This is a genomic window from Mannheimia granulomatis (assembly GCF_011455695.1).
Classification (GTDB): domain Bacteria; phylum Pseudomonadota; class Gammaproteobacteria; order Enterobacterales; family Pasteurellaceae; genus Mannheimia; species Mannheimia granulomatis_A.
This window is the reverse complement of sequence record NZ_CP015030.1, coordinates 883521-910432: the sequence shown is the minus strand read 5'-3', so window position 1 is coordinate 910432 and position 26912 is coordinate 883521. Positions and strand designations below refer to the sequence as shown.

At 38.3% G+C, this 26912-nt stretch carries 23 protein-coding genes and 1 pseudogene; 11 read left to right on the top strand and 13 right to left on the bottom strand.

What is annotated here, in order from left to right; genetic code table 11:
* Positions 1–42 precede the first annotated feature (42 nt).
* The 4 genes from pta (at position 43) to ilvN (ending at position 5515) form a co-directional block, all read left to right on the top strand.
* Positions 43–2178 carry a phosphate acetyltransferase gene (gene pta, locus A4G16_RS04440; RefSeq protein ID WP_027074577.1) on the top strand — a complete coding sequence of 712 codons (2136 nt, stop codon included), beginning with the start codon at positions 43–45 and terminating at the stop codon, positions 2176–2178.
* Positions 2179–2297: 119 nt separating this feature from the next.
* Positions 2298–2978: a carbonate dehydratase gene (can, locus tag A4G16_RS04435; protein WP_027074578.1), complete on the top strand. Its 681-nt coding sequence runs from the start codon at positions 2298–2300 to the stop codon at positions 2976–2978.
* Between the two features lie 331 nt (positions 2979–3309).
* Entirely contained in the window at positions 3310–5031 is a 1722-nt protein-coding gene (locus A4G16_RS04430) for an acetolactate synthase 3 large subunit (protein ID WP_165888864.1), read from the top strand.
* The gene (ilvN, locus tag A4G16_RS04425) at positions 5024–5515 is read left to right on the top strand and encodes an acetolactate synthase small subunit (RefSeq protein WP_027074580.1); all 492 of its coding nucleotides are present in this window, start codon (positions 5024–5026) and stop codon (positions 5513–5515) included. Before A4G16_RS04430 ends, ilvN begins: the two co-directional genes overlap by 8 nt.
* Before the next feature lie 90 nt (positions 5516–5605).
* On the opposite strand, the gene A4G16_RS04420 is transcribed toward ilvN, so the two are convergent.
* The 4 genes from A4G16_RS04420 to pepP all read right to left on the bottom strand — a co-directional run bounded on the left by A4G16_RS04420 (position 5606) and on the right by pepP (position 9635).
* Positions 5606–6496: a DMT family transporter gene (locus A4G16_RS04420; RefSeq protein ID WP_042803080.1), complete on the bottom strand. Its 891-nt coding sequence runs from the start codon at positions 6494–6496 to the stop codon at positions 5606–5608.
* Positions 6497–6577: 81 nt separating this feature from the next.
* Positions 6578–7891: an amino-acid N-acetyltransferase gene (gene argA / locus A4G16_RS04415; RefSeq protein WP_165888863.1), complete on the bottom strand. Its 1314-nt coding sequence runs from the start codon at positions 7889–7891 to the stop codon at positions 6578–6580.
* Positions 7892–8025: 134 nt separating this feature from the next.
* Positions 8026–8211: a YegP family protein gene (locus A4G16_RS04410; protein WP_165888862.1), complete on the bottom strand. Its 186-nt coding sequence runs from the start codon at positions 8209–8211 to the stop codon at positions 8026–8028.
* 119 nt (positions 8212–8330) lie between these two features.
* Positions 8331–9635, bottom strand: coding sequence for a Xaa-Pro aminopeptidase (gene pepP, locus A4G16_RS04405; protein ID WP_165888861.1), 1305 nt, complete (start codon positions 9633–9635; stop codon positions 8331–8333).
* Positions 9636–9861: 226 nt separating this feature from the next.
* Between pepP and A4G16_RS04400 the strand changes: the two genes are divergently transcribed.
* Positions 9862–10185, top strand: coding sequence for a helix-turn-helix domain-containing protein (locus A4G16_RS04400; protein WP_165888860.1), 324 nt, complete (start codon positions 9862–9864; stop codon positions 10183–10185).
* Between the two features lie 70 nt (positions 10186–10255).
* Here the strand turns inward: A4G16_RS04400 and glpX are convergent, their stop codons facing one another.
* A complete protein-coding gene (glpX, locus tag A4G16_RS04395) occupies positions 10256–11275 on the bottom strand; it encodes a class II fructose-bisphosphatase (RefSeq protein ID WP_165888859.1) in 1020 nt (339 codons plus the stop codon).
* Between the two features lie 197 nt (positions 11276–11472).
* Here glpX and zapB point away from each other — a divergent pair, with 197 nt between their 5' ends.
* Both zapB and A4G16_RS04385 read left to right on the top strand, forming a co-directional pair.
* The gene (gene zapB / locus A4G16_RS04390; RefSeq protein WP_027074587.1) at positions 11473–11691 is read left to right on the top strand and encodes a cell division protein ZapB; all 219 of its coding nucleotides are present in this window, start codon (positions 11473–11475) and stop codon (positions 11689–11691) included.
* Positions 11692–11742: 51 nt separating this feature from the next.
* On the top strand, positions 11743–12324 hold the full coding sequence (locus A4G16_RS04385) for a thymidine kinase (protein WP_165888858.1): 582 nt from the start codon (positions 11743–11745) through the stop codon (positions 12322–12324).
* Positions 12325–12385: 61 nt separating this feature from the next.
* On the opposite strand, the gene tsaB is transcribed toward A4G16_RS04385, so the two are convergent.
* The 6 genes from tsaB to rnd form a co-directional block, all read right to left on the bottom strand.
* The gene (gene tsaB, locus A4G16_RS04380; protein WP_165888857.1) at positions 12386–13078 is read right to left on the bottom strand and encodes a tRNA (adenosine(37)-N6)-threonylcarbamoyltransferase complex dimerization subunit type 1 TsaB; all 693 of its coding nucleotides are present in this window, start codon (positions 13076–13078) and stop codon (positions 12386–12388) included.
* A 62-nt stretch (positions 13079–13140) separates the two neighbouring features.
* On the bottom strand, positions 13141–14223 hold the full coding sequence (gene aroG / locus A4G16_RS04375; RefSeq protein WP_165888856.1) for a 3-deoxy-7-phosphoheptulonate synthase AroG: 1083 nt from the start codon (positions 14221–14223) through the stop codon (positions 13141–13143).
* A gap of 135 nt (positions 14224–14358) precedes the next feature.
* On the bottom strand, positions 14359–15192 hold the full coding sequence (locus A4G16_RS04370) for a neutral zinc metallopeptidase (RefSeq protein WP_165888855.1): 834 nt from the start codon (positions 15190–15192) through the stop codon (positions 14359–14361).
* Positions 15193–15348: 156 nt separating this feature from the next.
* Entirely contained in the window at positions 15349–18048 is a 2700-nt protein-coding gene (locus tag A4G16_RS04365; protein ID WP_165888854.1) for a DNA translocase FtsK, read from the bottom strand.
* Between the two features lie 10 nt (positions 18049–18058).
* Entirely contained in the window at positions 18059–18541 is a 483-nt protein-coding gene (gene lrp / locus A4G16_RS04360) for a leucine-responsive transcriptional regulator Lrp (RefSeq protein ID WP_165888853.1), read from the bottom strand.
* Between the two features lie 57 nt (positions 18542–18598).
* On the bottom strand, positions 18599–19717 hold the full coding sequence (rnd, locus tag A4G16_RS04355; protein WP_165888852.1) for a ribonuclease D: 1119 nt from the start codon (positions 19715–19717) through the stop codon (positions 18599–18601).
* A 133-nt stretch (positions 19718–19850) separates the two neighbouring features.
* Here rnd and A4G16_RS04350 point away from each other — a divergent pair, with 133 nt between their 5' ends.
* Together A4G16_RS04350 and bioD are read left to right on the top strand one after the other, a co-directional pair.
* The gene (locus A4G16_RS04350; protein ID WP_165888851.1) at positions 19851–21035 is read left to right on the top strand and encodes an ROK family protein; all 1185 of its coding nucleotides are present in this window, start codon (positions 19851–19853) and stop codon (positions 21033–21035) included.
* Between the two features lie 50 nt (positions 21036–21085).
* Positions 21086–21805, top strand: a complete 720-nt coding sequence (gene bioD, locus A4G16_RS04345) for a dethiobiotin synthase (RefSeq protein WP_165888850.1) — start codon at positions 21086–21088, stop codon at positions 21803–21805.
* A gap of 85 nt (positions 21806–21890) precedes the next feature.
* On the opposite strand, the pseudogene A4G16_RS04340 reads toward bioD, so the two are convergent.
* Positions 21891–24269, bottom strand: a pseudogene (locus A4G16_RS04340) (TonB-dependent receptor).
* Positions 24270–24431: 162 nt separating this feature from the next.
* On the opposite strand from A4G16_RS04340, the gene A4G16_RS04335 reads away from it, so the two are divergent.
* Complete coding sequence (locus tag A4G16_RS04335) at positions 24432–25688, top strand: hypothetical protein (protein ID WP_165888849.1); 1257 nt, start codon at positions 24432–24434, stop codon at positions 25686–25688.
* On the opposite strand, the gene A4G16_RS04330 is transcribed toward A4G16_RS04335, so the two are convergent.
* Entirely contained in the window at positions 25678–25926 is a 249-nt protein-coding gene (locus A4G16_RS04330; RefSeq protein WP_165888848.1) for an alternative ribosome-rescue factor A, read from the bottom strand. The genes A4G16_RS04335 and A4G16_RS04330 overlap by 11 nt on opposite strands.
* A 227-nt stretch (positions 25927–26153) precedes the next feature.
* On the opposite strand from A4G16_RS04330, the gene A4G16_RS04325 reads away from it, so the two are divergent.
* Positions 26154–26909, top strand: a complete 756-nt coding sequence (locus A4G16_RS04325) for a class I SAM-dependent methyltransferase (protein WP_165888847.1) — start codon at positions 26154–26156, stop codon at positions 26907–26909.
* The last annotated feature ends 3 nt before the right edge of the window (positions 26910–26912 follow it).

Genomic DNA, 26912 nt, shown 5'->3' with positions numbered 1-26912 from the left:
CAGATATTCTGCCCTTTCACTTTCTTAAAATTGGAAATTATCATGTCTAGAACAATTATTCTTATTCCTATTTCAACCGGTGTGGGTTTAACCAGTGTGAGTTTAGGTTTAGTTCATGCATTAGAACAAAAAGGTTCCAAAGTTGGTTTTTTAAAACCAATTTCTCAACCTATTAGCGGTGAAGATACTTTAGACCGCTCTACTACGATTATCCGAGCAGATCAAACCACAGAGGTGGGTGAACCATTTATGCTAAGTGAGGCTGAGACCTTGATCGGTCAAAACCAAACTGATGTATTGTTGGAAAAAATTGTAGAACGTCATCAAAAACTTTCCAAAAATAATGAAATTGTCATTATTGAAGGTTTAATTCCAACCCGTAAAAATTCTTATGCAAACAGCATTAACTATGAGATGGCACAAGCGCTTGATGCTGAATTGGTATTAGTTGCAGCTCCTGCATCAGATACACCTGCTCAATTAAAAGAACGAATTGAAGCAGCAGCATCAGAGTTCGGTGGACGTAGCAACCCTAATTTGCTCGGTGTTATTATTAATAAATTTAATGCCCCGGTTGATGAGTCAGGCCGTACCCGTCCGGATTTAACTGAAATTTTTGATTCTTTCCAACACTCTAGTAATAAGATTTCCGAAGTTGAAAATTTATTTGCTAAAAGTCCGATTAAACTACTCGGTTGTATTGAGTGGAAAGCCGAATTAATTGCAACTCGTGCAATTGATGTAGCAAAACATTTAGGTGCATCAATTTTACATGAAGGGGAAATTAGAACTCGTCGTATTCGCGGTGTTACTTTTTGTGCTCGCAGTTTAACTCACATGGTTGACCATTTCAAAGCAGGCAGTTTATTAGTGACTTCTGCTGACAGACCGGAAGTGTTAGTTGCAGCATCATTGGCTGTTATGAATGGTGTTGAAATCGGTGCTATTTTATTAACTGGTGGCTATAAAATCGAGACTTCTATCTCTAAACTTTGCCAACAAGCATTTGAAACCGGCGTTCCGGTATTCCGTATTGAAGGAAATACATGGCAAACCGCACTGAGCTTACAGAGTTTTAGTTTAGAAGTACCGGTTGATGATAAAGAACGTATTGCCGAAATTAAAGAATATATGGCAAGTCAATTTAATGCCGGCTTTGTGGATGAAGTATCTAAAGCTGCAACACGTGCTCGTCGTTTATCGCCTGCGGCATTCCGTTATCAGTTAACTGAATATGCACGCCAAGCGAAAAAACGCATTGTATTACCAGAAGGTGATGAGCCTCGTACTGTAAAAGCGGCTGCACTTTGTGCTGAGAGAGGCATTGCAGAATGCGTATTACTTGCTAAACCGACAGATGTGCAGCGTGTAGCTGAAGCACAAGGTGTTAAATTAGGTGCAGGTATCACGATTATTGATCCTGAAAGCGTAAGCGAAAACTATGTTGCACGTTTAGTTGAGTTACGTAAAGCGAAAGGTATGACAGAAGTTGTTGCTCGTGAGCAATTATTGGATACTGTCGTATTAGGTACGATGATGCTAGAAGCCGGAGAAGTAGATGGTTTAGTATCTGGTGCAGTTCATACTACAGCAAATACTATTCGCCCACCGATGCAAATTATTAAAACTGCACCGGGAAGCTCAATTGTATCGTCAATCTTCTTTATGCTGTTACCTGACCAAGTACTTGTTTACGGCGACTGTGCGGTAAATCCGGATCCAACAGCGGAGCAATTAGCAGAAATCGCAATTCAATCTGCAGAATCTGCTAAAGCATTTGGTATTGAGCCACGTGTTGCGATGATCTCCTACTCTACCGGAACATCCGGTTCCGGAGCTGATGTTGAGAAAGTTAAAGAAGCAACTCGTATCGCACAAGAAAAACGTCCGGATTTAATCATTGACGGCCCATTACAATACGATGCAGCAGTAATGGAAGATGTTGCACGTTCTAAAGCGCCGAATTCACCGGTAGCCGGTAAAGCAACAGTCTTTGTATTCCCGGATTTAAATACTGGTAATACCACATACAAAGCTGTACAGCGTTCAGCAGATTTAGTTTCTATCGGACCAATGCTACAAGGTATGCGTAAACCGGTAAATGACTTGTCGCGTGGGGCATTAGTTGATGATATTGTTTATACAATTGCATTAACAGCTATCCAAGCAACACAATAATCGCATATAAAATAAGTTGAAAAATGCCCTTAAACTTCTAAGGGCATTTTTATTTTTACTACCCTAGTCCTGCATTTAATCATATAATCAATAGCTACTTTTCGTTAAAAGGAGAATTTATGGAAAGAATTGAGCGTTTGTTTGCTAACAATCATGCTTGGGCAACTAAGATGAAGGATGAACAATCAGACTATTTTAAAGAGTTAGCTGAGCATCAAAAACCTACTTACTTATGGATTGGTTGTTCTGATAGTCGCGTACCTGCAGAAAAGCTAACAGGGCTAGGCCCCGGCGAACTGTTTGTACACCGTAATGTAGCAAATATGGTTATTCATACGGATCTGAATTGTTTATCGGTTGTGCAATATGCAGTAGATGTTCTTGAAATTGAACATATCATTATTTGTGGCCATACTAATTGTGGCGGTATTAATGCTGCTATTGCTCAAAAAGAGCTAGGTTTAATTAATAACTGGCTATTACATATTCACGATATTTGGTTTAAACATAGTTATTTATTGGGCAAACTACCTTACGAAGAACGCTCAAATGTACTTACCCGCCTTAATGTTGCGGAACAAGTTTATAATTTAGGTCGCTCCTCTATTGTAAAAGCAGCTTGGGAACAAGGTAAAAAACTCTCTTTACATGGCTGGGTATATGATGTGAAAGATGGCTTCTTAATTGATCAAGGTGTGATAGCAACCAGTCGAGAAACTTTAGAAATCACTTATCGCAATGCAATAGCTAAAATTACAACAGATGCAAATGATTTGATAGAGTCAAAGGCAGACGAATAATTTTAGTACTTTTCGCAAGCGGTTAAATTTGATTATTTTTTTGCAAAAAATGAGAAAAATTTAACCGCTTTTCTTTTCTGTTTTTCTTAGTAAATCAAAAAAAAAGTTTTAAATTTTGTTAAAAGAATAAAATATAGAACTTTAAATCAAAAAAGCTTAAATAAGCCGAATTAATTTTATTTAAAACTTTTATTTTTGGTTTTTGTAGTTTTAAAAACCAATATTATGACTATCATTTCATAAAAATGACACTAGACAGCTAATCTGTTTTACTGCACAATTCAAACATATCAAAAAGCAAACATAACATTTTATTTTGTTGGAGGATTCAATGAAAAAACTTTCCGGTGCAGAAATGATCGTACAGTCCCTAAAGGACGAAGGCGTAGAATACGTTTTCGGCTATCCGGGCGGTTCGGTGCTTGATATTTATGATGCTATTCATACTCATGGTTTAAACCACGTTTTAGTTCGCCATGAGCAAGGTGCTGTACACATGGCAGATGGTTATGCTCGCTCTACAGGTAAGGTTGGTTGCGTATTAGTTACTTCCGGCCCTGGGGCAACTAATACGATTACCGGGATTTTGACCGCATACACAGACTCTGTACCACTTGTGATTTTATCCGGTCAGGTACCTTCAAGCCTTATTGGAAGCGATGCTTTCCAAGAGTGCGATATGATTGGTATTTCCCGTCCAGTAGTTAAACACAGTTTCTTAGTAAAAAATCCTGAAGAAATTCCGCATATCATCAAAAAAGCGTTTTATATTGCCTCAACAGGACGCCCGGGACCGGTAGTGATTGATATTCCTAAAGATGTAGTCAACCCTCTTAATAAATATCCGTATGAGTACCCGAAAGCGATTTCAATGCGTTCATACAGCCCAACAGTTCAAGGTCATAAAGGTCAGATCAAAAAAGCATTAAAAGCCTTATTAGTGGCAAAACGCCCTGTTCTTTATGTGGGTGGAGGTGTAATTAGTGCGGAATGTTCTGCGGAAGTGACTGAATTTGCACAAAAATTAAATCTTCCGGTAACAACCTCGTTAATGGGCTTAGGTGCCTACCCTGCTTCCGATAAGCAATTTTTAGGTATGTTAGGGATGCACGGTACTTTTGAAGCGAATAACGCGATGCACGAAAGCGACTTGATTCTAGGAGTTGGTGTGCGTTTTGATGATCGTACCACCAATAATTTAGCGAAATATTGCCCCAATGCAAAAGTGATTCATGTGGATATTGATCCGGCCTCTATTTCTAAAACAGTCCAAGCTTATATTCCGATTGTAGGCAGTGCGAAAAATGTAATGGATGAATTTCTTTCCTTATTAGAAGAAGAAAATCTTGCAAAAAGTCAGGCAGATTTGACCGCTTGGTGGAGCCAAATTGATGCATGGAAAGCACGTAACTGCCTTGCATTTGAAGAAAGTACAGAGGTAATCAAACCACAGCAAGTGATTAAGATGATTCATAAATTAACAAATGGAGAAGCTTACGTTGCTTCAGATGTAGGGCAACACCAAATGTTTGCGGCATTACACTATGGTTTTGACAAGCCTCGCCGTTGGATTAACTCTGGTGGTGCGGGCACCATGGGTTTTGGTTTGCCAGCAGCAATGGGGGTAAAATTTGCCCATCCAAACGCAACGGTAGTGTGTGTAACCGGTGATGGCAGTATTCAGATGAATATCCAAGAGCTTTCAACGGCTAAACAATATGATACGCCAATTGTGATTGTTAGCCTCAATAACCGTTTCTTAGGTATGGTGAAACAATGGCAAGATATTATCTACTCTGGCCGCCACTCTCAGGTGTATATGAACTCGCTACCAAACTTTGCGAAACTAGCCGAAGCTTACGGACATGTCGGAATTCAAATTGACCACCCTTCTGAGCTGGAAGCAAAATTAACAGAAGCATTTTCAATTAAAGATAAATTAGTATTCGTTGATGTACGTGTTGATGAAACAGAACATGTTTACCCGATGCAAGTTCGTGGTGGTGCAATGAATGAAATGATGTTAAGTAAAACGGAGAGAACAGATGCGTAGAACATTAGCGGTATTATTAGAGAATGAATCAGGTGCCTTATCTCGAGTAGTAGCACTTTTCTCACAACGTGGTTTTAACATTGAAAGTTTAACGGTAGCACCTACTGATGATCCGAGTCTTTCTCGTATGACAATTGTTGCTCAAGGCGATGAGCATGTGTTAGAGCAAATTGAAAAACAATTACACAAGTTAGTTGATGTGTTTAAAGTGAGCAATTTAAGTGCTTATGAACACGTTGAGCGTGAAGTATTATTGGTAAAAGTGCGTGCAACAGGTTCATCTCGTGATGAATTAAAGCGTATGGTAGATATTTATCGTGGGCAAATCGTCGATTTAACACCGAAACTCTATACCATTCAATTATCAGGTACCACAGAAAAACTTAACGCCTTTGTGGAGGCGGTAAAAGAAGAAACTTCGATTGTGGAAATCGTACGCTCAGGGGTGATTAGCTTATCTCGTGGTGATAAAAATGCCCTGTAAGCGGTCAAATTTAGGCTAAAATATGCAAATCCCTTTATCAAATTGATAAAGGGATTTTTTATGCAATTGACTGATTTATAAGTGACGGCTTTACTTTTTGCTTTGTTGGCTTTCTGCATGGGTAATGTAAATTGTCGCTGCAATAATAATGGCAGCTCCAAGCCATAATTTACCGGGTGGAACCCAGTTAAATACGAGCCAGCCGGCTAATACATTTAACGGTAATTTAATAAAATCAAAAGGTTGGATGTAAGACGCATCTGCTATGCTATAAGCCTTGGCAACAGCTAATTGGGCTAATGCAGTAAAAAAGCCGAGTAAAATCAAAAAGCCAAAATCGCTCCACGAAGGCAAGCTAAATCCGCTTGGACTAAGATTGGTAAGTGCAATTAGCAGATTAAACGGGGTAATCAGAATAAACAAATAAGCCACCATTGTAGTTGGGCTGTCGTAATGAGAGAGCTTTTTTACCATTAACGAATAACCTGCCCAGAAAAATGCTGCTGCAAGGGGTAATAACGTAATAAGATTAAAATTATCACCCCAAGGTTCTAAAATAATCATTGCGCCAATAAAGCCCATTGCAGTGGCAAACCAGCGTTTTTTATCCACATTTTCTTTTAAAAACAGTCCCGAACCGATAGTTACAAATAATGGTGAAGTCATCAGTAAAGCGATTCCCTGCCAAATCGGTAATTGATTAGCAAGAGCAAGTGTCCAGCATTGAATACCAATTGCTGACAAAAAAATACGGAAGCAATGTTGCCCAAAATGAGCAGTTTTGAGTGAGGAGAAGAAGCCGATATTACTCATACTTGGCAAAAGAAAAACAAATGCCACGAGATATTGCACCAAAGCAATTACGCTGGAATCAATAGGCGAAATAGAGGTTAATTTAGGGATTAAGGTATTAATGCAAGCAAATAGTACCCCTGCGGTAATGATAGCTATCGCCCCTTTAATTGGTTGATGTTTTTTCATAGTTTTTGCTAAACAAGCGGTTTGATTTTCGGAAAAATTTGCAACTCCCTTTATCAAAGGCAAGATGATAAAGGGAGTTTCTCAGAGTGGTAATATTAACACTTTAGAACGGCGTTGGTAATTGTAATTTTCTCGTTTATAACGTGGTAAATCTTGTGCATCTGCTAATCTAAAACCACGTTCTTGAAACCATTGGGTTGTACGGGTGGTTAGTACAAAGAGCTTCTCCATTCCCATTTGCTCCGCCCGCTTGCGAATGTTGGCGAGTAACACATCGCCTCTGGAGGAATCACGATAATCAGGATGTACCGCCACACACGCCATTTCTGCCATTTTTTCTTCCGGATAAGGATTGAGTGCGGCACAGGCTATCACTACGCCATCACGCTCAATAATAGTATAGTTGGCAATCTCCATTTCAAGCTGCTCACGAGACCGTTTTACCAAAATGCCTTGTTGTTCAAGTGGACGAATTAAATCCAATAATCCCGGAATATCACTTGAATTGGCAATACGGATATTTTCCGAACTTTCCATAGAAAATTGCGTTCCGATACCATCACGGGAGAAAAGCTCTTGGAGTAATGAGCCATCTTCTTTATAACTTAATAAATGTGAGCGTTTCACGCCTTCTCTGCAAACACTAATCGCTGCTTGCAAAAAACGAGCTTTTGCTGTGTGATATTTGCCTTCTTCAACCAAACGATTCAAGTGCTTTTCTGCGTCTTGCGGCAGAATATCAGGAATGACCTGCCCTGCTTCATTTAAAATCCCTTGTTCTTCACAAAAACCGATTAATTTATCTGCATGAAGTTTGATGGCCACTTGAGTGGCAATATCCTCAAAGGGTAAATTAAACATTTCGCCTGTTACTGAAGGTGCTATAGGCCCAAGTAATACAATAGAATTTTGTGAAAGCTGCTGCTTAATGCTATCGATATTAATACGGCGTATTCTGCCACTTAAAGCGTAATCTACACCATCAACTACACCAAGAGGCTGAGCCAAAATCATATTACCGCTAACCACATTAATGACTTCCGAATGCGGTAAACGCAATGATAGGCGGGCAAATAAATCATAATGCACTTTACCTACGGCTTGCTTAACATACTCTAGCGATTGAGCATTAGTCACCCGAATATTATGGTAGTATTCAGGCTCAATTTGGTGTTCGGTTAATAATCTATTGATCTGTGGTCTGGCACCAAAAACAATCACCAGCTTAATATTTAAGCTGTGCAATAAGCTGATATCGTTGATAATATTGACAAAATTTGGGCTTTCAATCACATCTCCGTCAAGCATAATTACAAAGGTTTTACCTCTGTGCATATTGACATAGGGTGTGGATTGTCTAAACCACTGGGCTAAAGCCAATTCGGTGTTATGCATACATTTCCTCTTTATAATATATCGCTATATTATCTTTTTTAGAAAAATCTGCAATCCTTAAATTGAATAATTAAGCATATTTTCTGCATAATTAATAAAATAAGCCCCAGTACAAAACACTAGGGCTTAATAAATTATGCTTCTGCTTTAGTTAAATCTTTTACTACTGTTTCAGCGGTGACTTTTTTAACCGCATCAATGCCTTTTTGGCAGCCTTGCTTAGTTGTATATGCTTGGCTGGTTGCGATAACTTCGTGGTTACCGGCTTTTAAACGCCAGCGGAATTCTTCTTTTGCATCTTTATAAATTTCAAAATACATATTTACACTCCTTACATGTATACCCCAAACAGAATGTTTGGCTGAATAAGATTACGCCAAATTAATGTATATTTCAAAGCAAGCGGTTATTTTTTACAAAAAATTTACGCTGGCGAGTGTTAAGCAGATTGCATTAATTGCTCAATATCTGCAATCTCTTTTGGACAACCGCTGGTTAAATTTTTATTGCCGTATTCTGTAATCAATAAATTATCTTCAATTCGAATACCAATGCCCTTATATTGTTCGGGTACATCTGCCTCTTTGCTGATATAAATACCTGGTTCAACAGTTAACACCATACCGATTTGGAGCGGACGATCACGCTCACTACCATAATCGCCGACATCGTGTACATCCAGCCCTAACCAATGCCCTAAGCCGTGCATATAAAATTGACGATAAGCCTTTTCGGCGATTAAGGTTTCTACCTCCCCTTTTAAAATTCCTAAATGCACCAAACCTTCGGTGAGAATTTGCACCGCTTTATCGTTTGCTGCTTTTATTGAACTATTTGGTATCAGTAGCTGTGTTGCCTCTTTTAACATTGTTAGTGTTAATTCATACAGCGCTTTTTGTGGTTCAGAAAACTTACCGTTAATCGGAAATGTGCGGGTAATATCACCAGCGTAGTAGGCAAATTCAGCACCGGCATCAATGAGCAATAAATCGCCATCTTTTAATGCTTGATCGTTTTCATTGTAATGAAGAATACAGGCATTCTCGCCCCCTGCTACAATAGAGTTATAAGCAGGAAATCTTGCTCCAAAACGGGTAAATTCGTGCTGAATTTCCCCCTCAATTTCCATTTCATAACGATTCGGACGGGTTTGTTTCATTGCTCTAATATGTGCCATAGAGGAGATATGGCAAGCTTGCTGTATTAAAGCAATTTCTAATTCGGATTTAATTAATCGCATCTCAGACAACATCGGTTTCCAATCAATCAGATCGCAAGGTTTGTCCATTTTCTTACGTGCGGAAAAAATCAGCTTATCTCCCCATTCTTGTAGTCCTTCTGCATAATAACAAGCGGTCAAATTTTCCAATTTTTCTGCAAGTATATTTTCGATATCTTCAATATCAAAAGCAGCGTTAAACTGTAACGCACTTGGGGCATTTTCAATACCTAAACGCCTGCCATTCCAGGTTTCCATCAACGGGTCTTTTTTACGAACAAAAATAATGCTATCTGTTTGACCTGCTCTTTTAATCAGCAATGCTGCTGATTTAGGTTCGGCGAAACCGGTTAAATACCAAAAGTAGCTATCCGGTCTGAATAAATACTCAGAATCATTATTACGGCGTTTTTCCGTTTCTGTAAAAATCAACAGTGCTGAATTCTCTTGCATTTGTGCAGAGACTCTTTCGCGACGAGCAGTAAATTCTTGCTGAGGCATTTTAGCTAAATAGGTGAGATCCATAAGGTCTTATCCTCTCAATGTTCAATATCAATGAGACTAGTTTATCACAAACTTTCTCTTGTTTTTAGTTAAGTCTGTTTTTGTAAAAGGCTATATCTGAGCCGTTGATTTGTTTTTTAAAATGAAATAAGATTAAATTTAATCTTTTTGTGGTCATGTGTTTCATATTTGAAATACAAAATACAAAAATAGAATTAAAGAGCTCAAATATAAATTAGGTGGAGTGATGAGAATTTCCATAGAACTACAAAATCAGATAAATCAGTTGAATCAACTAAGAAAGCTAGCCTTAAAGCAAGAGCAGGAAGAACAGAAATTATTTGAAAAAAACAAGCTGGATAATTTAGAAAAATTTGGGCAGCAGCTAAATGCACAACGAAAAGCATTAGGTATTGAGCTTGCCACATTAGAAATGCAAACCGGGATTTCGATTTCTACCCTCAAGCGTTTGTTTAAAGATCCAAGCCAAGTGAAATTTCAAACTATTTGTACGGTGGCGGAAACATTGGGTTTTAACTTATGTGCCGTTAATACACAAAGTGAAGAATAATCGTAACAATGTCACGAAAAGTGAGTCAAAAAAATCGGGCAAATGCCCGATTTAATTTAGGAATGATTCATTATAAATCCATTAGCGACAAGAGTTCGTTATCTTTACGATCAACATAGTGGTAGGATTGAATTTTACGAATAGTACGGGAACGCCCGCGAATTAACAAGGTTTCTGTACTGGCAATACTTCCCTTACGGCTGATACCTTTTAATAAATCGCCGGAAGTAATGCCTGTTGCAACAAATACAATATTATCATCTCGCACTAAATCTTCTAATTTTAGCACGGTGCTTACCGGTACATTCATTTCATGACAGCGAGAAAGTTCTTTTTCCGTTGCAGTTAAATGCTCAGGACTATTACCTTTGACTTGATTGCGTGGAATTAAACGTGCATTCATATCGCCGCCTAATGCACGTACTGCTGCTCCAGCCACAACACCCTCAGGTGCACCGCCAAGGCCGTACAATAAATCTAGCTCGGCATCAGGTAAGCAGCATTGCACTGCCGCGGCCACATCACCATCTGGAATTGCAATAACTCTTACTCCTAATTTTTGCACATCGGCAATAATCTGTTCGTGACGAGGCTTCGCTAAAATGGCAATGGTGAGTTGTGAAAGTAATTTACCTTTTTTTGAAGCGACTCGGCGAAGATTCTGTTCAAGAGGAAGATTTAAATCAATCATCCCCTTCCCTTCAGGGCCGACTACTAATTTTTCCATATACATATCAGGTGCTTTTAAGAAAGTTTCCTTGCCGCCCGCAGCAAGTACTGATAATGCATTTGCTTGCCCCATTGCCGTCATTCGAGTCCCGTCAATCGGGTCTACCGCAATAGAAATTTCATCATCTTCAGGACGAGATAAACCAACTTTTTCACCGATATATAACATTGGTGCCTCATCAATTTCACCTTCGCCAATTACTACTTCACCACGTATCTCCATTTGATTTAGCATAAAACGCATTGCTTTCACAGCAGCTTCATCAGCGGCATTTTTATTACCACGACCAAGCCAAGAATAAGCAGCAAGTGCCGCAGCTTCAGTGACACGGGAAAATCCAAAAGAGAGAGTTCGTTTCATTTTTATTCCTTAGTTTCTTGAAAGAAAAACTTTAAAAGAAGAGAGCCTTTATTTTATCAATATCTGAACGAGTTCGTTACTAAAAAATCACCATTTGAATAAAAATATCGGAATAACCAAACTTTTTTATGAAAAGCGAGTCAGATTTAGAGTATAATCCTTACAACATTCATACTTATTTTTAGAGGTAATTAACTATGTCTTTATCCGTATTAGACCAATTAGAAGAAAAAATTAAACAAGCTGTTGAAACTATCCAATTACTTCAATTAGAAGTTGAAGAGTTAAAAGGCAAAAACGATGCAGCAAAACAAGAAAATGAATCACTTCGTGCAGAACACGAACAGTTAAAAGTAGAACAACAAAATTTCCAAGATCGTTTACGTTCACTTTTAGGTCAAATCGACAACGTTTAATTTTTCAACGCAAACGGCTAACTCTTAGCCGTTTTTTTATTGACTTTTAATATGGCAAAGCTCTATTTTTACTACTCATCAATGAATGCAGGAAAATCAACTACTCTGCTTCAATCCTCCTATAACTATCAAGAACGTGGAATGAATACCCTTGTTTATACTGCTGCGATTGATGATCGCTTTGGTGTCGGCAAAGTAAGTTCACGCATAGGGATTTCTCAAGTCGCAAGTTTGTTTAATGCTGAGACCGATTTATTTGCAGAGATCGAAATTAAACATGCTGAAAATATATTACATTGTATTTTAATTGATGAAGCCCAATTTCTGACGAAAGATCAGGTCTATCAATTAACTGATGTAGTTGATAAACTGAAAATTCCTGTGCTGTGTTATGGGTTGAGAACCGACTTTCAAGCTGAGTTATTTGAAGGCAGCCAATACCTTCTCGCCTGGGCAGATGAGTTGGAAGAATTAAAAACGATCTGTGACTGTGGTAGAAAAGCACATTTTGTAGTGCGATTAAACGAGAACGGAGAAGCCATTAAAGAAGGGGCGCAGATTCAAATCGGAGGTAACGACAAGTATCTCTCCGTTTGCCGTTACCATTACAAGCAGAAACTCGGTAAGTTATAAATACAAGCGGTTAAGTTTCCTTTGATATTTACAAATGCTTAGAAAAACGTAACCGCTTGTTTTATCTTTTATTCGGCAGTTTTTCCCAAGTCACTTCGTTACGCAAATAAACAGGTTCTATCTCATAAGCAGAAGTAGTATTGCCTTTTTTAATTTCAATCTTAGCAATTGAAAGCATATATTCTGCAGATGGCAAGGAAATATCACTGATTACAAGCGGTAGATTTTGTTCGGAAAATTGCGAATAAGCAGCCCAGCCAGTACCGACAACCACTGTTTTTTCATCTACCTGCATTTGACTGAGCGCTTTTTCCGGTGAGCAAACTTGTTCCGGTACGATTTCTACCCACTCATCTCCATTTTTGGCAAATTGAGCAAAATAGACCTCATTCATTCTCGCATCAATTAACGCAATTACCTTATCTGCGTTTAGCTTTTGGTAGGCTTCTTCTGCCATTGCTTTTAAATTAGAAACGGCAACTACAGGCAAATTTGCCCCCATTGCCAAACCTTGAGCAACGCTTACTCCGACTCTAACACCGGTAAAGCTGCCCGGTCCCCGTCCGAAAACTAAAAAATCCACATCATTGATTTGAATATCTGATTTTTTCAGTAGTTCATCTACCATCGGTAAAATGCGTTGTGTGTGGGTTCTTGGGCTGATTTCATTTAAAGTAGAAACAGCCTCATTATGTAATAAAGCCACGGAGCAGGCCTCAGTGGCAGTATCTAAAGCAAGAATTGTTTGATTCATATTGTATATAAAAAGGTAAAGGCATACATGTTAACGTATGCCATTTAATATTTTAAATCTTATTATGGGCGATTTTTTCTGCGTTGCTCAACTGCATCAGCTAAATCGAATAACGCTTTTTCACTATCTGCCCAACCTATACAAGCATCGGTAATACTTTGTCCGTACACCAATGCTTCTAAGCCTTTACCATCAATTAAATCTTGGCGACCTTCAACCAAATGGCTTTCAATCATTACCCCTGAAATAAAATCAGAACCACTGGCAATTTGGCTGCATACATCAGCACATACATCCATTTGGCGTTTAAATTGTTTTTGGCTGTTAGCATGGCTGAAGTCAACCATCACGTGAGGGCGATTGCCGGCTTTTTCAATTGCTGCACAAGCTTCGGCAACTGACGCTGCATCGTAGTTAGTCCCCTTATCACCACCGCGTAAAATAATATGGCAGTCTGGATTACCTGCGGTAGAAACAATCGCTGAATGACCAAATTTAGTTACCGATAAGAAATGATGTGGTGCTTTTGCTGAAGAAATCGCATCTAATGCAATTTTTACCCCGCCATTTGTACCATTTTTAAAACCAACTGCACAAGATAAACCCGAGGCTAATTCACGATGAACTTGCGATTCGGTTGTTCTTGCCCCAATTGCTCCCCAGCTCATAAAATCTGCCATATATTGCGGTGTAATCATATCTAAAAATTCACCGGCCGCAGGAACAGTTAAGTCATTGATATCAGATAATACTTTACGTGCTATGCGTAATCCGTCATTTAATGCATAACTTTCATTTAAGTATGGATCGTTAATTAACCCTTTCCAGCCAACAGTTGTACGAGGTTTTTCAAAATAAACCCGCATAACGACTTCTAAGTTTTGGTTAATTTTAGGGTTAGCTCGCATTGCTTTAATTTTTTCTGCATATTCCAAAGCCGCTTTTGGATCGTGAATTGAGCAAGGCCCGATAACGACCAATAAGCGATCATCTGCACCATGTAAAATTTTATGAATCGCTTGACGTGTTTTTTCAACGGTTTCAGCTGCAATATCACTTGCCGGAAAACGCTCTAATAAAGCAACAGGCGGTAATAATTCTTCTATATTTGTAATTCTAACATCATCATTTTTTGTATAAGACATTTGCTTTCACTCTCTGAAAAAATAAGTATAAATAAATTAGTCCAATCTAGGTAAGTTGTCAATAAAAACGTACTATCTTAATAGTACGTTAGTATATTTATTTTTTGTTTGCTTAAAAAAGATACTAAGCGAGCATCAAAAAGTATGACAAACCGCCGGATTTCCAGAGGATAATCCTTTTCTAAACCAAGCTAAACGTTCTGCAGATGAACCATGTGTAAAACTATCCGGTACAACATAGCCACGACTTTTTTGTTGTAATCGGTCATCACCTACTGCTTGTGCTGCAGTAAAAGCTTCTTCAACATCACCTTGTTCTAATCTGCCAGCTTGAGCAAATTGGTAACCCCAAACACCAGCAAAACAGTCGGCTTGTAATTCTACATTAACTGAAATCTTATTTGCCTCAGCTTGTGAAGCTGCTTTCATTTGTGCTCGTTGGGTTTTTGCGGTAATCCCTAACAAATTTTGTACATGATGTCCTACTTCATGAGCGATCACATAAGAAAATGCGAAATCACCAGAGGCTTTTAACTGTTTACGCATATCCTCATAAAAGGATAAATCTAAATAGACTTTTTGGTCGACTGGACAGTAGAACGGCCCCATTGCCGATTGTCCGGTGCCACAGGCAGTTGAAGTCATATTGTGGTATAACACTAAAGTCGGTTGTTTGTAAGTCATCCCATTTTGTTTGAAATAAGCACCCCAAATATCTTCTGTACTAGCTAATACCTTGGAAGATAATTCTTCTAATTGGGCTTCTTCGGCATTATTTAAGCTAGAAGTTTGTTGATAGCCTTGGGAGCCACCACCCATTAATCCACTTAAATCAACACCGTAATATGCTCCAACAAAGACAATAATAAATGTTAGAATACCGCCTTTACTACGCCCAACAGAAGGTCTGCCTCCGCTGGCTCTTCTGTCTTCCACATTTTTGCTTCTTCTTAAGTCATCTAAACGCATTTTCCCTACCTTTTTAAATATAAAAATTAAGCTAATTCTAGCCCAAAGATGATTATTCTACTATGATTTATTTCATTTAAATAAAAACAAGCGGTAAGATTTTTATCAAAATTTGCAAAACTTCAATAAAATCTTACCGCTTGTAAAGGCCGCTCATTATCGGGCCAGAACTTCTCTTTTGCCACCTTTGCCCGGCTCAGAGACAATGCCATGTGCTTCCATTTGGTCCACGATTCGGCCAGCTCGATTAAAGCCGAGTGAGAATCGACGCTGAATATTACTGATGGATACCGAGCCTGCTTCAATCGTATATTCTACTACTTCATCAAATAAGGGGTCTAAATCTCCGGATGAGCCTTCATTTTTACCCTCTGACTCCTCTACTCGAGATTCGACAATGCTGTCTAAATAGTTCGGTTTTCCTCTTGCACGCCAGTTATCTGCCACACGTTGTACTTCATCATCTTTCATAAAAGCACCATGGATTCGTAGAATATCCGGGCTGCCCGAAGCAGAATAAAGCATATCACCCCGTCCTAATAAAGCTTCAGCCCCGCCTGCATCCAAAATAGTTCTTGAGTCAATTTGGCTCGCGACAGTAAAGGCAATTCGGCTCGGAATATTTGCTTTAATTACGCCGGTAATTACATCAGTTGATGGTCGTTGTGTCGCAAGAATCAAGTGAATTCCTACCGCTCGGGCTTTTTGCGCAATTCGCATAATATACTCTTCCACCTCTTTGCCTGCTGACATCATCAGATCGGCAAATTCATCCACAATTAGCACAATGTAGCTGAGCTTTTGTAGCGGTGGTGGAAGCTTATCCATTGAATCGCCTGGGCGCCAAGTTGGGTCAGGAATCGGCAAATTCATTGCCGCTGCTTGGTCAATTTTAGCATTGTAGCCTTCAATATTACGCACTTGCAAATGGCTCACCAATAAATAGCGACGCTCCATTTCTTCTACCGCCCAACGTAGCGCATTTGCTGCTTTTTTCATATCGGTAACCACTGGCGTTAAAAGGTGCGGAATATCATTATAAATTGAAAGTTCCACTACTTTGGGGTCGATCATAATAAAGCGAACTTGTTCCGGTGATAGCTTGAACAATAAGCTTAAAATCATCGTATTTACCCCAACCGATTTACCACCTCCTGTTTGCCCAGCTACCAATAGATGTGGCATTTTTGCCATATCCACCACAATAGGCTCACCGCTGATATCTTTACCCAATGCCATAGGCAAAATAGCATCTGTATATCGGAATGCATCGCTATCTAATACATCTCGAAGCCATACGGTTTCACGATGTTTATTGGGTGTTTCAATTCCCATATAAGGTTTGTTGGGGATCACTTCAGTAATACGGATAGCTTTAAACATTAAACCACGAGCAATATCACTGGCTAAATTAGTAATTTTAGATGCTTTAACTCCCGCTGCCGGTTGAATTTCATAACGGGTAACCACTGGACCCACCAATACATCTTCCACTGTTGCTTTCACACCGAAGTTAGCTAATTCAGCCTCCAAACGTACCGAAGTTTCGCGAATTTCCTGTTCGGTAATTTGTTGTGTTTGTGCCGGAGCCTTATCTAGTAAGTCTAAAGTTGGCAATGGTGTAGTTGGTTTCTCTGTTGTAACTTTCCGTTGTAATAGCGGATGAATTAAAGTATCTCCATATCCTTTCGGGTAGCTTGGAGATTGCTCTTTTACATCCTCCATCACTTTAGGCGGTATTACCATAAACTCCGGTGCAATTTCCCGTCTGTCATTAATTTGTGCATCAATGCCGCCTTTATCTTCTGCTTCAAGGTCTTCTAAATGAATTCGAGTAGCCGGGTTTTCCGGTATTGCATTCAATTCAGAACTAAGTGAAGGGGGGGCAAATGCTATTTCTTGCTCTGCTGCTGAATTTAAGCGAATAGTTGGCAATGGCAATTCATGATGTTCAACAGAAGGATGATATTCAGGTCGTTCTATAGCAATTTCAGCCATACCTTGAACCGACTCTTCAAATTGAGAGGTAATATTTACCTTTGGTAGCGGTAAATTCGGCTCAATATTGTACATTTCTGCACTGGTGGTGTCAGTGAGTTTTTCTGCCTCAACAGTTTGTTTTAATCCACTAATATTAGGGCGTTTAAAGGCTGAGATGTCTGTTAGTTTTGGGGATTGAGCTAATTCATTATTTTCTTTAGCCTCTTCATCTTCTACAAGCGGTTGATTTTCCGTTAAATTTTGCACATTTACAGTCGGTGTAGATGCTTCTTTAGGCTCTTCTGTTTTTGCCATGACCCATTCATAAAATTGCGCTAATATCGGCCACAGAGAGTGGACTGAGCAAAAATATAAGCCTACTACGGTAAAAATCATTGCAATCAGCAATGCACCGAATTGCCCTAAACTGTCTGCTAAAACAGTTTGCCAAACTCCACCGATAAAACCACCGGAGAGGTAATACGCTGAATTAGAGAGAAGTACACTAAATAGACCTGCCAAACCTAACATCAAGAATAAAAAGCTAGCAAATCTAAGTAGAAATATCTTCCATGTTATTTCATTACTTAGCCCCATGCCTAGCATATAAATTGAAGAAATAATAAGGGAAAACGGAATAACAACTGCCGCTTTACCAAACATGGCATAGAGCATGTCAATACTCCATGCCCCAAAACTGCCAGCCTTATTCAGTACATTTGTAGTTACACTGCTTGCGCTACTCCAGCTATTATCTAGCGGGCTGTAACTTGCCCAAGCAATAAGTAAATAAATGCCAAAACAACAGGTTAGTATTAGTACAAGTTTGATCAGATTTTCTTTGCCTTTTAGGTGTGGTTTAAGTTGTTCGATCACCTAATTCTCCTTACTTCAGCAATAAATAGTTGGTTTGTTTGACTTCTTCCATCACCACATAGGTTCGAGTATCATTCACTCCTGGCAATCTTAATAAAGTGGTACCAAGTAGTTTTCGATAAGCTGCCATGTCGGCCACACGTGTTTTCAGTAAATAGTCAAAATCCCCAGAGACCAAGTGACATTCTTGAATCTCTTCTAGTTGTTGAATTGCTTTATTAAACTCCTCAAATACATCCGGTTTGCCACGAACCAATGTAATTTCAACAATCACTAATAATGGTGCTTCTAGCAATTCTGGGTTAAGTAGTGCCTTGTACCCCATAATCACGTTGTTTTTTTCAAGACGTTTAACTCTTTCTAAGCAGGGGGTTGGGGAAAGCCCAACCCGCTTAGATAATTCAATATTAGAAATTTTTCCGTTACGTTGTAGTTCGTTTAAAATTTTTAAATCAATCGCATCTAATGCTTTAGGTAGTTTTTTATTTTCCATATAAGCTCCTTTTTAGACAATTATACTGTGTATAATGCTCTCATCCTAATAAATTTTTTAAGATAACACGGTTAATAAGGCTTGACCAAAGGGTTTACGCCAGCCTGCAAGTAGTTCTGGTGTTTTTTCTTTTGGTTTTCCATCAATAAACCATTTAAAAAGTTGGTTTAATTGCCGCTTGCTGGCAATAAGCTCAGCGTTAAGATCAAGCGGTTGAATTTCAGTTAATTTTTGCAACATTGCCTGTAAATTATATTTATACCCCTTTTCATCTACCAAGCGGGTAATTGGTTTTGGATAATTTTCTGGGAGAATTGCCCTGCCCTGTTCTACCAGCCAGAGCAATTTTTTGCCATGGATTCTGACTTCATTCGGGTGCATAAACTCCAGAAGTTGCGAAGTATGTTTGGGCTGAAGCTTGGCAATTTGAAATAAGCTGGCTTCTTTAATTACAAAATTAAGAGCTAAATTTCGTTTTTGGGCTTCTTCAATACGCCATTTAGCTAATATTTGTAATACAGCCAACTCTTGACGACTCAAACGCCAGGCATTAGTTATATTTTTATAAGCAGTATTTTTATCTTCAATGATTTTTCGCTTTGCTAAGAGCGTCATACACTCTTCTTGAACTGCTTGATACCAACGGCTATTGGCCAACTCTGCAGACAATTTTGTGTAAATGGGTAATAAAAACCAGACATCTGCCGCTGCATATTGTAGCTGTTGATCATTTAATGGACGTGCGAGCCAATCTGTTCGTGATGCACCTTTATCTAATTCAACGCCTAAATAATGAGAAACTAATTTTGCAAATCCTACTGAGGTTCCTAGCCCAGCGAAACTTGCCATAACCTGTGTATCTAACATTGGTTCCGGTAGCTGGTTAAATTGATGCTCAAATACTTCTAAATCTTCACTACAAGCGTGTAATACTTTAATGATGTCACTATCTGCTAATAATGCAACAAAAGGTGAAAAATCAGTAATAGTTGTAGGATCAATTAAGCTTACTTGCTTTCCATCAAAGAGCTGAATTAACCCTAATATTGGGTAATAAGTTCGAGTACGAATAAATTCAGTATCTAATGCGACTGCTTTAGCTTTTTTAGCTTGAGCACATATTATTGCCAATTGCTCGTTAGTTTCTATCCATTGATAATTAATTAAAGATTGCACACTCGTTTTCCTAATTTTTTTAAAAAATAAAATAATTATGTGATCTATTTCGCATTATAAACAAAAAAAGATTGTTATTTTTTTCATATCACAAAATAATTATCAGAAAAATTCAAGTCAAAAGGGATCTTAAATGTTTTCAGATAACAAAGCCCAACATTTGGGGAAGATTTACCGCTTAATTGAGCAATTTGAGCTAATTTCTCGCACTGATTTAGCTAAGCTCTCAGGCTTAGCCCCTGCTTCAGTTACTAACTTGACTAAAATACTTATCGATAACCACTTTATTTTAGAGCGAACCGTTCAAAATAATTTATCCCGAGGTCGGCCTGCTGTTGGGTTGTCGGTGTCAAATTTTTTTTGGCAATTATTGTGTGTGACTATTTCACCCCAAAAAATTGAAATTTCTCTCTGCAAATTAGATAGTACACAGATTTACAAGCAAGATTATACAATTTCTTCAGAGAATTATGCCAACCTAAGCGAACAGATTTTAAAGATAGTTGAACTCTTTTGCCAGCATTATGCTGTAGATAACCGTCATTTACTTGCTGTATCTGTCAGTGTGATTGGAAAAGTGAATGTTGAAAAAAAGAGCATTATTCAATTAGGTCATCACACTATTTCTTGTAACATAAAAAAACTACAAGATTTATTTTCATGTCCGATTCTATTGGGTGAACATTTCCAATTATGGTTATTGGCAGAATCTACAATAGGATCGTTAATCAGCCATAGCAATGTTATCTTTCTTCAATTAGATGATACGGTTAACCTTAGCGTTTTATTAAGTGGTACTTTATTACACCAGCATTCAAAGATGAATGTTGATAATATGCTAATGCCTAGATTTAGCGAGTTAAGCGATAGAATATATCCTGAATTAGATAAAATTCATCGTTATAAACTTGTTAACCAGGTTACGTTTCCTGCTATTGCAAAATTAATTGATGCCTCTTTTCCGAACCAGCTAAGTTCTCAAGAACAAAAAATGGCATTGCTTTATCAAAAAATTAAAGAAAATCAACCGCTTGCATTGGATATTTTAGAGCATATTACCGATAATCTTGCCTATGTATTGATGAATTTAGTGAATATTTTCTCAAGCGAACGCATTATGATCAATTCTCCTTTAATGGAAGTCAAAGAGTTATTGTTCAACCAAATTTCAGAAAAGTTACATAAAAATCTTTTGCAAGAGAACTTAAAAATCGATTTAGTCACCAGCCAATTTGATTGGAATAGTTCATTAATTGCATGTTCTGCAATAAAACAGGGAGTTTATGACGGAAATTTGATCAAGGACAGTATAAATTAATCTATTCTTGGTTAAACTACATGGTGTCGATTTTATAAAAGGAACCACTTATGCCCTCATTATTTATTACCGGAACGGACACCAACGTGGGGAAAACCGTGGTAACTCGTGCAATTATACAGAAACTTGCTGAACACAATTTTCCCGTGGTTGGTTATAAACCTATTGCTTGTGGTGGGGATGATTCGTTACCTACCGAGCCAAACCAGTACGATTATGCTGCTGAAGATAATTCTGATGTGTTAACTATTTTAGATAGCTGTCCTAATGCTGTGCGTTATCGAGATATTAATAGTTATACCTTTACTCATTCAAGTACTCCCGTGTTTGCAGCTTTAGATGCAGTGCATCATATTCAAGTAGAAAAGTTAAATGCTGATTTAAAAAGGCTTGAAACTGAGTATCCTAATGTGGTGGTTGAAGGCACCTATGGCTGGTTAACCCCTATTAATAAAGATTACTGTTTTGCTGACTGGGTCGAGCAAAATAATATGCCGGTGGTTTTAGTTGTTGGCATAAAAGAAGGGTGCGTTAACCATGCATTGTTGACCGCAAATGAAATTTTGCACCGAGGTGTGAATCTTGTAGGTTGGGTAGCTAATAGGGTTAACCCTGGTCTACGGCACTATCATGAATTGATTGAACTATTAACACAAAAAATTAATGCTCCGTTATTGGGGCAGCTGCCCTATATGGGACATCCTGAACGTAAACAATTATCGGGATATCTGCAAAATCCTACTCCATTATTTGAATACTTCTATAAATAGCAAGCGGTTAAAAAACACTTGTTTTTTGCAAATGCAAAGAGAGTTTCTTTTTCACCGGAAACTCTCTTTGTGTTTTTAACTCTATCTAGAACTTCATTTCTAAACCTAATATGAAATTACGTCCCGGCTGAGAAACAAACTGATGATAAGAGGTATGGATATAAACTGCTTGATTCAATAAGTTTGTTCCATTTAAGCTGATTTTATACTCTGCATTTTTGAATTTATTGCTGTAGCTTAAGCCTAAATTCAGCATTGAATGTCCACGAGTTGGGTATTCTAATTGACTTAAACGACGTTGGCTAAACATCCGATAGAATTCTGCCTCCCCTGCCCAATTCTCATTAAACTGAGCATTTAAACGTAAGCCTAAACGTACTGGTGGCGTTCTTGGTGTGTTCATATCCGCACGATAAAGCAGATAAGTTTCTCCTGGTTTAGCATCTTTCGGTAGATGTTCTTTATGGATACCACCGACTTTTACTGGCGGTAAATTAGTCAGCCAACCACGAACCATATCACCAAATAGTGTTGCTTGGTATTTATCGTTAAAACGGTAACTCATCTCTGCTTCTAAGCCGTAAAAACGAGCTTTTGCTTGACTATAACGACGCATAAACAGCTGGTTTTCACGATAGAGATTTTCGTTAAAAATATAGTTTTTAAAGTGGTTGTAATAAACTGTAGTTTTATAGCCAAATTTCTCACCTTGATAGCTTAAGCCTAATTCTACATTGTTCGATTGCTCTTTTTTCAGATCTTTATTGCCGTATTCAAATGAACTAGTCGCCAAATGCTGTCCGTGGTAATAAAGCTCCATCGGTGTTGGATGGCGTTCATTGTGCGAAGCCGTAAACGAGAGCTGATAATTCGGGTGGAAGAACCAGTTCAACGTACCAGAATAAGCATAAGCCGTTTTATTATACGGTGATAAATCCGGTTCAACTTGTGCGCCGCCCGAAATACGATAGAAATCTTGTAACCGTTTGATTTCATTAAGGTCGTAGTCGATCTCAATTTTCTGCTTTTCTATCCGCCCGGCAAGCTCAACAGCAAAATTGTCCCACATATATTGTTCAATACCAAACAGACTTAGCTGTTTGTTGTTATTCTCAATCAGTGGGAAACGAACTTCGCGGTCTTTCGGTGCGTTCATACTGCTTCTTTGCGTTTGGTACTACAAGCCCCAGACACCACTCAAACCGCCAACTGGCACATGATAAAACTCCAAGCGGCTGTTTTTACCACGATTTTTGTAAATATTGACAGGCTTACCATAGTCCTGATCTTTTTTAAGCTGTTTGTGCAAAGATGTAATTAAAACGCCCGCATCTTTTTCATCATGATAGTAATTCACATCAGTATGACTTAAACGTAACTTCTCTACTCCACTAAAGGGTTGTTTTAGTTCCATTTTTATATCAAGACGCTTGGAGCGAAGATCAACCCAAGGACCTTTATGTGTATGATCGTGCTTATGCCCATAAGGATTATCATGGCTATGATTATGATCCAATCCATGATCTGAACCACAATGGAAATGTGGATTCTCACTGATTAATTCATTAGTTAACAAATGTGGATAGAGATAAGTATGAGCATGTTTATCCCTATCGACACCATAAATGTGCCCTGTACAAGAATCAAATTTATGGTTATGCCCAGGTAAACCGTAGGTGTCTTTGCGATGACTATATGCTGCACCTATATACCCTCTCTCGCCAATAAATGAGATTCCCATAGTACCAACACGAGAACGGTTATAAGTATCCGGTACATAATTTAAGCGCTCACCGAGTTGTAAGCTTTTTACTCGATAATTATCGCTGTGACGATTCAGTCCCTCAACCCGCAAAGCAACATGCTGACCTAAACCTACTGTTGCACCGATTACCCCTAAACGCTCTTTACTTACAGTATCAAAACGGCTGTTAAGTTCTACTTCATAGCCTTTTTCTGGTATTGACGTTGGAATACGTTTATCGACGACATTCACTACACCTGCCGGTGAGCTGCTGGTATAAAGTAAGGTACTTGAACCCCTTAATACTTCTACTTTGCTGGCAAGTAAAGAGTCCGCAACTACTGCATGGTCAGGCGAAAGGCTGGACATATCTACAACTTCAGCCCCGTTTTGTAAAATTTTAATTCTCGCTCCTTCTTGTCCACGAATAATCGGCTTACTTGCTCCGCCTCCGAATGGATTACTATGTACCCCCAATTCTGCTGCTAAAGCATTTCCTAGAGTTGCTGAACGCTTCTTAAATTCCTTTCCATCAATAATTTTATCACTGACCTTTAAAATAGTAACTTCACTACCTTGCGCAACTACAGGTGTATCGCTATTACCAATAACAGATACTTCTTCTAATACTGCAATATCTTCTTTTGTTTGAGCCAAGGCAAGACTACTTAAATGAGCGGAAATCAGTAATGCTAAAATAGTTTTGTTTGTCGTTGTCATTTTATTTTTCCCATAAATAAATTGAGGGTAATAAATTACGCTAAATTTCAATACCTTGCAATAATACCCATAGAAAAATTATTATTTTTTTTCGTTTAGCTCTTGCCAAAACCAAAATTTATCCATTAAAATTTTGTGGCTTTAAACCTAGGAGACTTACTTATGCGTTCTACACTCAAACTTACTTTAGCAGCTGTTGCTGTATCTCTAGCCTTAACAGGCTGTAAATCTACTGACGGAGCTCATGTTGTACAAACAAAAAAAGAGCTGACACCATCAACCCAAACATCCAAATCAGAAGATAATTTGGAAAAAAATAAGCCTTCAACATCGAGCGAAACCTCAAGTAAAAAGGCATCATCTGATGAAGAAGTAGGTAAAGATAAAACTACTAAATCAGAAGAAAATAGCACAGAAAAAGTGAAACCATCTACACCAAATGAAGAAACACCCAAACCAGCTCAACCAAAGCCTGATACCCCTGTAGAAGCTACCAAGCCGGTAAATACGGATAATGCAGGCAAATATTGGCGTGTTATTCCGTTAGCAAATGGCGGCAATCTTAGTGATGCAGGCGATACTCGCCGTGAAAGTCGTGAACACTTTGTTTCAGAGGGAGATGAAGCAGAAAATTCGCCATTCAAAGCGGATGAATTTGGTAAACCACATAACTATTATTTAGTACTAGATTTAGGTACGAACGAGAGTCCAGCATCGAATGTCAAAAGTTTACAAAGTGGTGAAAACTATCTCGGTAAACACAATGGTCAGTTCACAGATCCCAAATTAGAGGGAGGAAATGGCAAAACTGTTCATTATCTATTTGTAAATCAGCCTTATTCTAGCTATGGTACCTTTTACACCGATGCAAATGACAGCAACTTATTTCATCTTCATTTAAGTACCGGTCGAGACGGTAAAAAGCAACTTGAAGAAGGTAGTGGTTCTAACTATTCTGAATATGGAGTATGGGATTTTGCTAATGGTAAAGCAAAATGGAATGACGGCTTAGTTGGTGAAGCGACCTATAAAGGTGAAGTTATTGCTCGTGTTGTTGAGAATAAAGATGGTGTGGCAGTTGCATCAGCGCCGAAATTTGATGGTGATGTTGCAATTAAGCTAAATCTCAATAATGACTGGGAGAAAAATAAGCTAAGTGGAACTATTAATAGTCAAACGCTCGGTACGATTACATTAAATGAAAGCAAATTACCTGAAGCTCGCTATCTACAAGACTTCGTTAGTTTTAACGGAGAAACCCGAGTTGAAAACAAGAGCGAACTCTCTGGTTACTACTATACCCAGTTTGCCGGTGAAAAGCTTAACGATGTAGTCGGAAAAATCGAAATTGAAAATGACGAACAACCTGAAAACGGACTGTTAAAATACGATGCTGTGTTTGGTGCAACTAAACAATAAGTAATACATTAAAATAATAAAACCCCATATAAGAAGACTCTAAGCGAATATTTTTAAATGGGGTTTCACCTTTTATATAACCGGCATTTTTATGCTTTTCATGTCGACGATAACTGCCTTTCCCTTTACGATTTTTCTCTACTCGACTTTTAAATAGTGGGTCGGTCACTAGTGCTTTTACTGCACTCTCTTTAATTTCACCACGCTGATGAGCATAGTGGCTATTTTCTTTTACCATATATTTTCCTCATTGTTAAAAAATGAGTTTATTCTGTCAAAATCAGTGGCCGTTGTATATAAGAAAACAAAAAAATTGGGTATAATCAGCTAAAATTTGGAGTACAAGCGGTCAAAAAAGGACACTTTTTTGCTAAATTATCTTTAGAAGGTAAACATACTCTTGTTGAATCATTCTTAAATATTAAGGATAAATCCTTTTACAACTTGACAGCCTCAGAGGTTTTTATGAAAAAAGAAGAAGTTGGTCATAACTTTTTGGCGCGTCTAGGCAAAACGCGTTTACGTCCGGGTGGTAAATTAGCAACTGACTGGCTAATTGCAAACGGCGATTTTAATAAAGAAAAGAAAGTGCTTGAGGTCGCCTGCAATATGGGGACAACAGCTATTCAGATAGCTAAGCAATTTGAGTGCCAAATTATAGGCGTTGATTTGGATGAAGAGGCGCTTGAAAAAGCGGATCAAAACATCAAAGAAAATAAAGTTGAGCATTTGGTGCAAGTACAACGTGCAAATGCGACTAAATTACCATTTGATGATGAAAGCTTTGATATCGTTATCAATGAAGCAATGTTAACTATGCTTCCAATTGAAGCAAAAGAAAAGGCTATTCGTGAATATTTTCGAGTTTTAAAGCCAAACGGCTTTTTGTTAACTCATGATTTGCTTTTAGATGCAGAGGATGCAGAATCTGTCTTGACAGAATTACGTGAGGCGATTAGCTTGACAGTCACGCCTCTCAGTAAAGCAGATTGGAAACAATTATTCCATCATTGTGGCTTCCGTAATGTAGAAACATTTTCCGGAGAAATGTCTTTACTATCACCTAAGGGCTTGATTCATGATGAAGGCGTTTTAGGTGCAATGAAAATTGTAGGTAATGCATTAAAGCCGGAAAACAGAGAAATTTTTAATAGAATGTATAAAACATTTAACGATCCTGATAAACATCTTGGATTTGTTGCAATTTGTAGTCAAAAATAATCT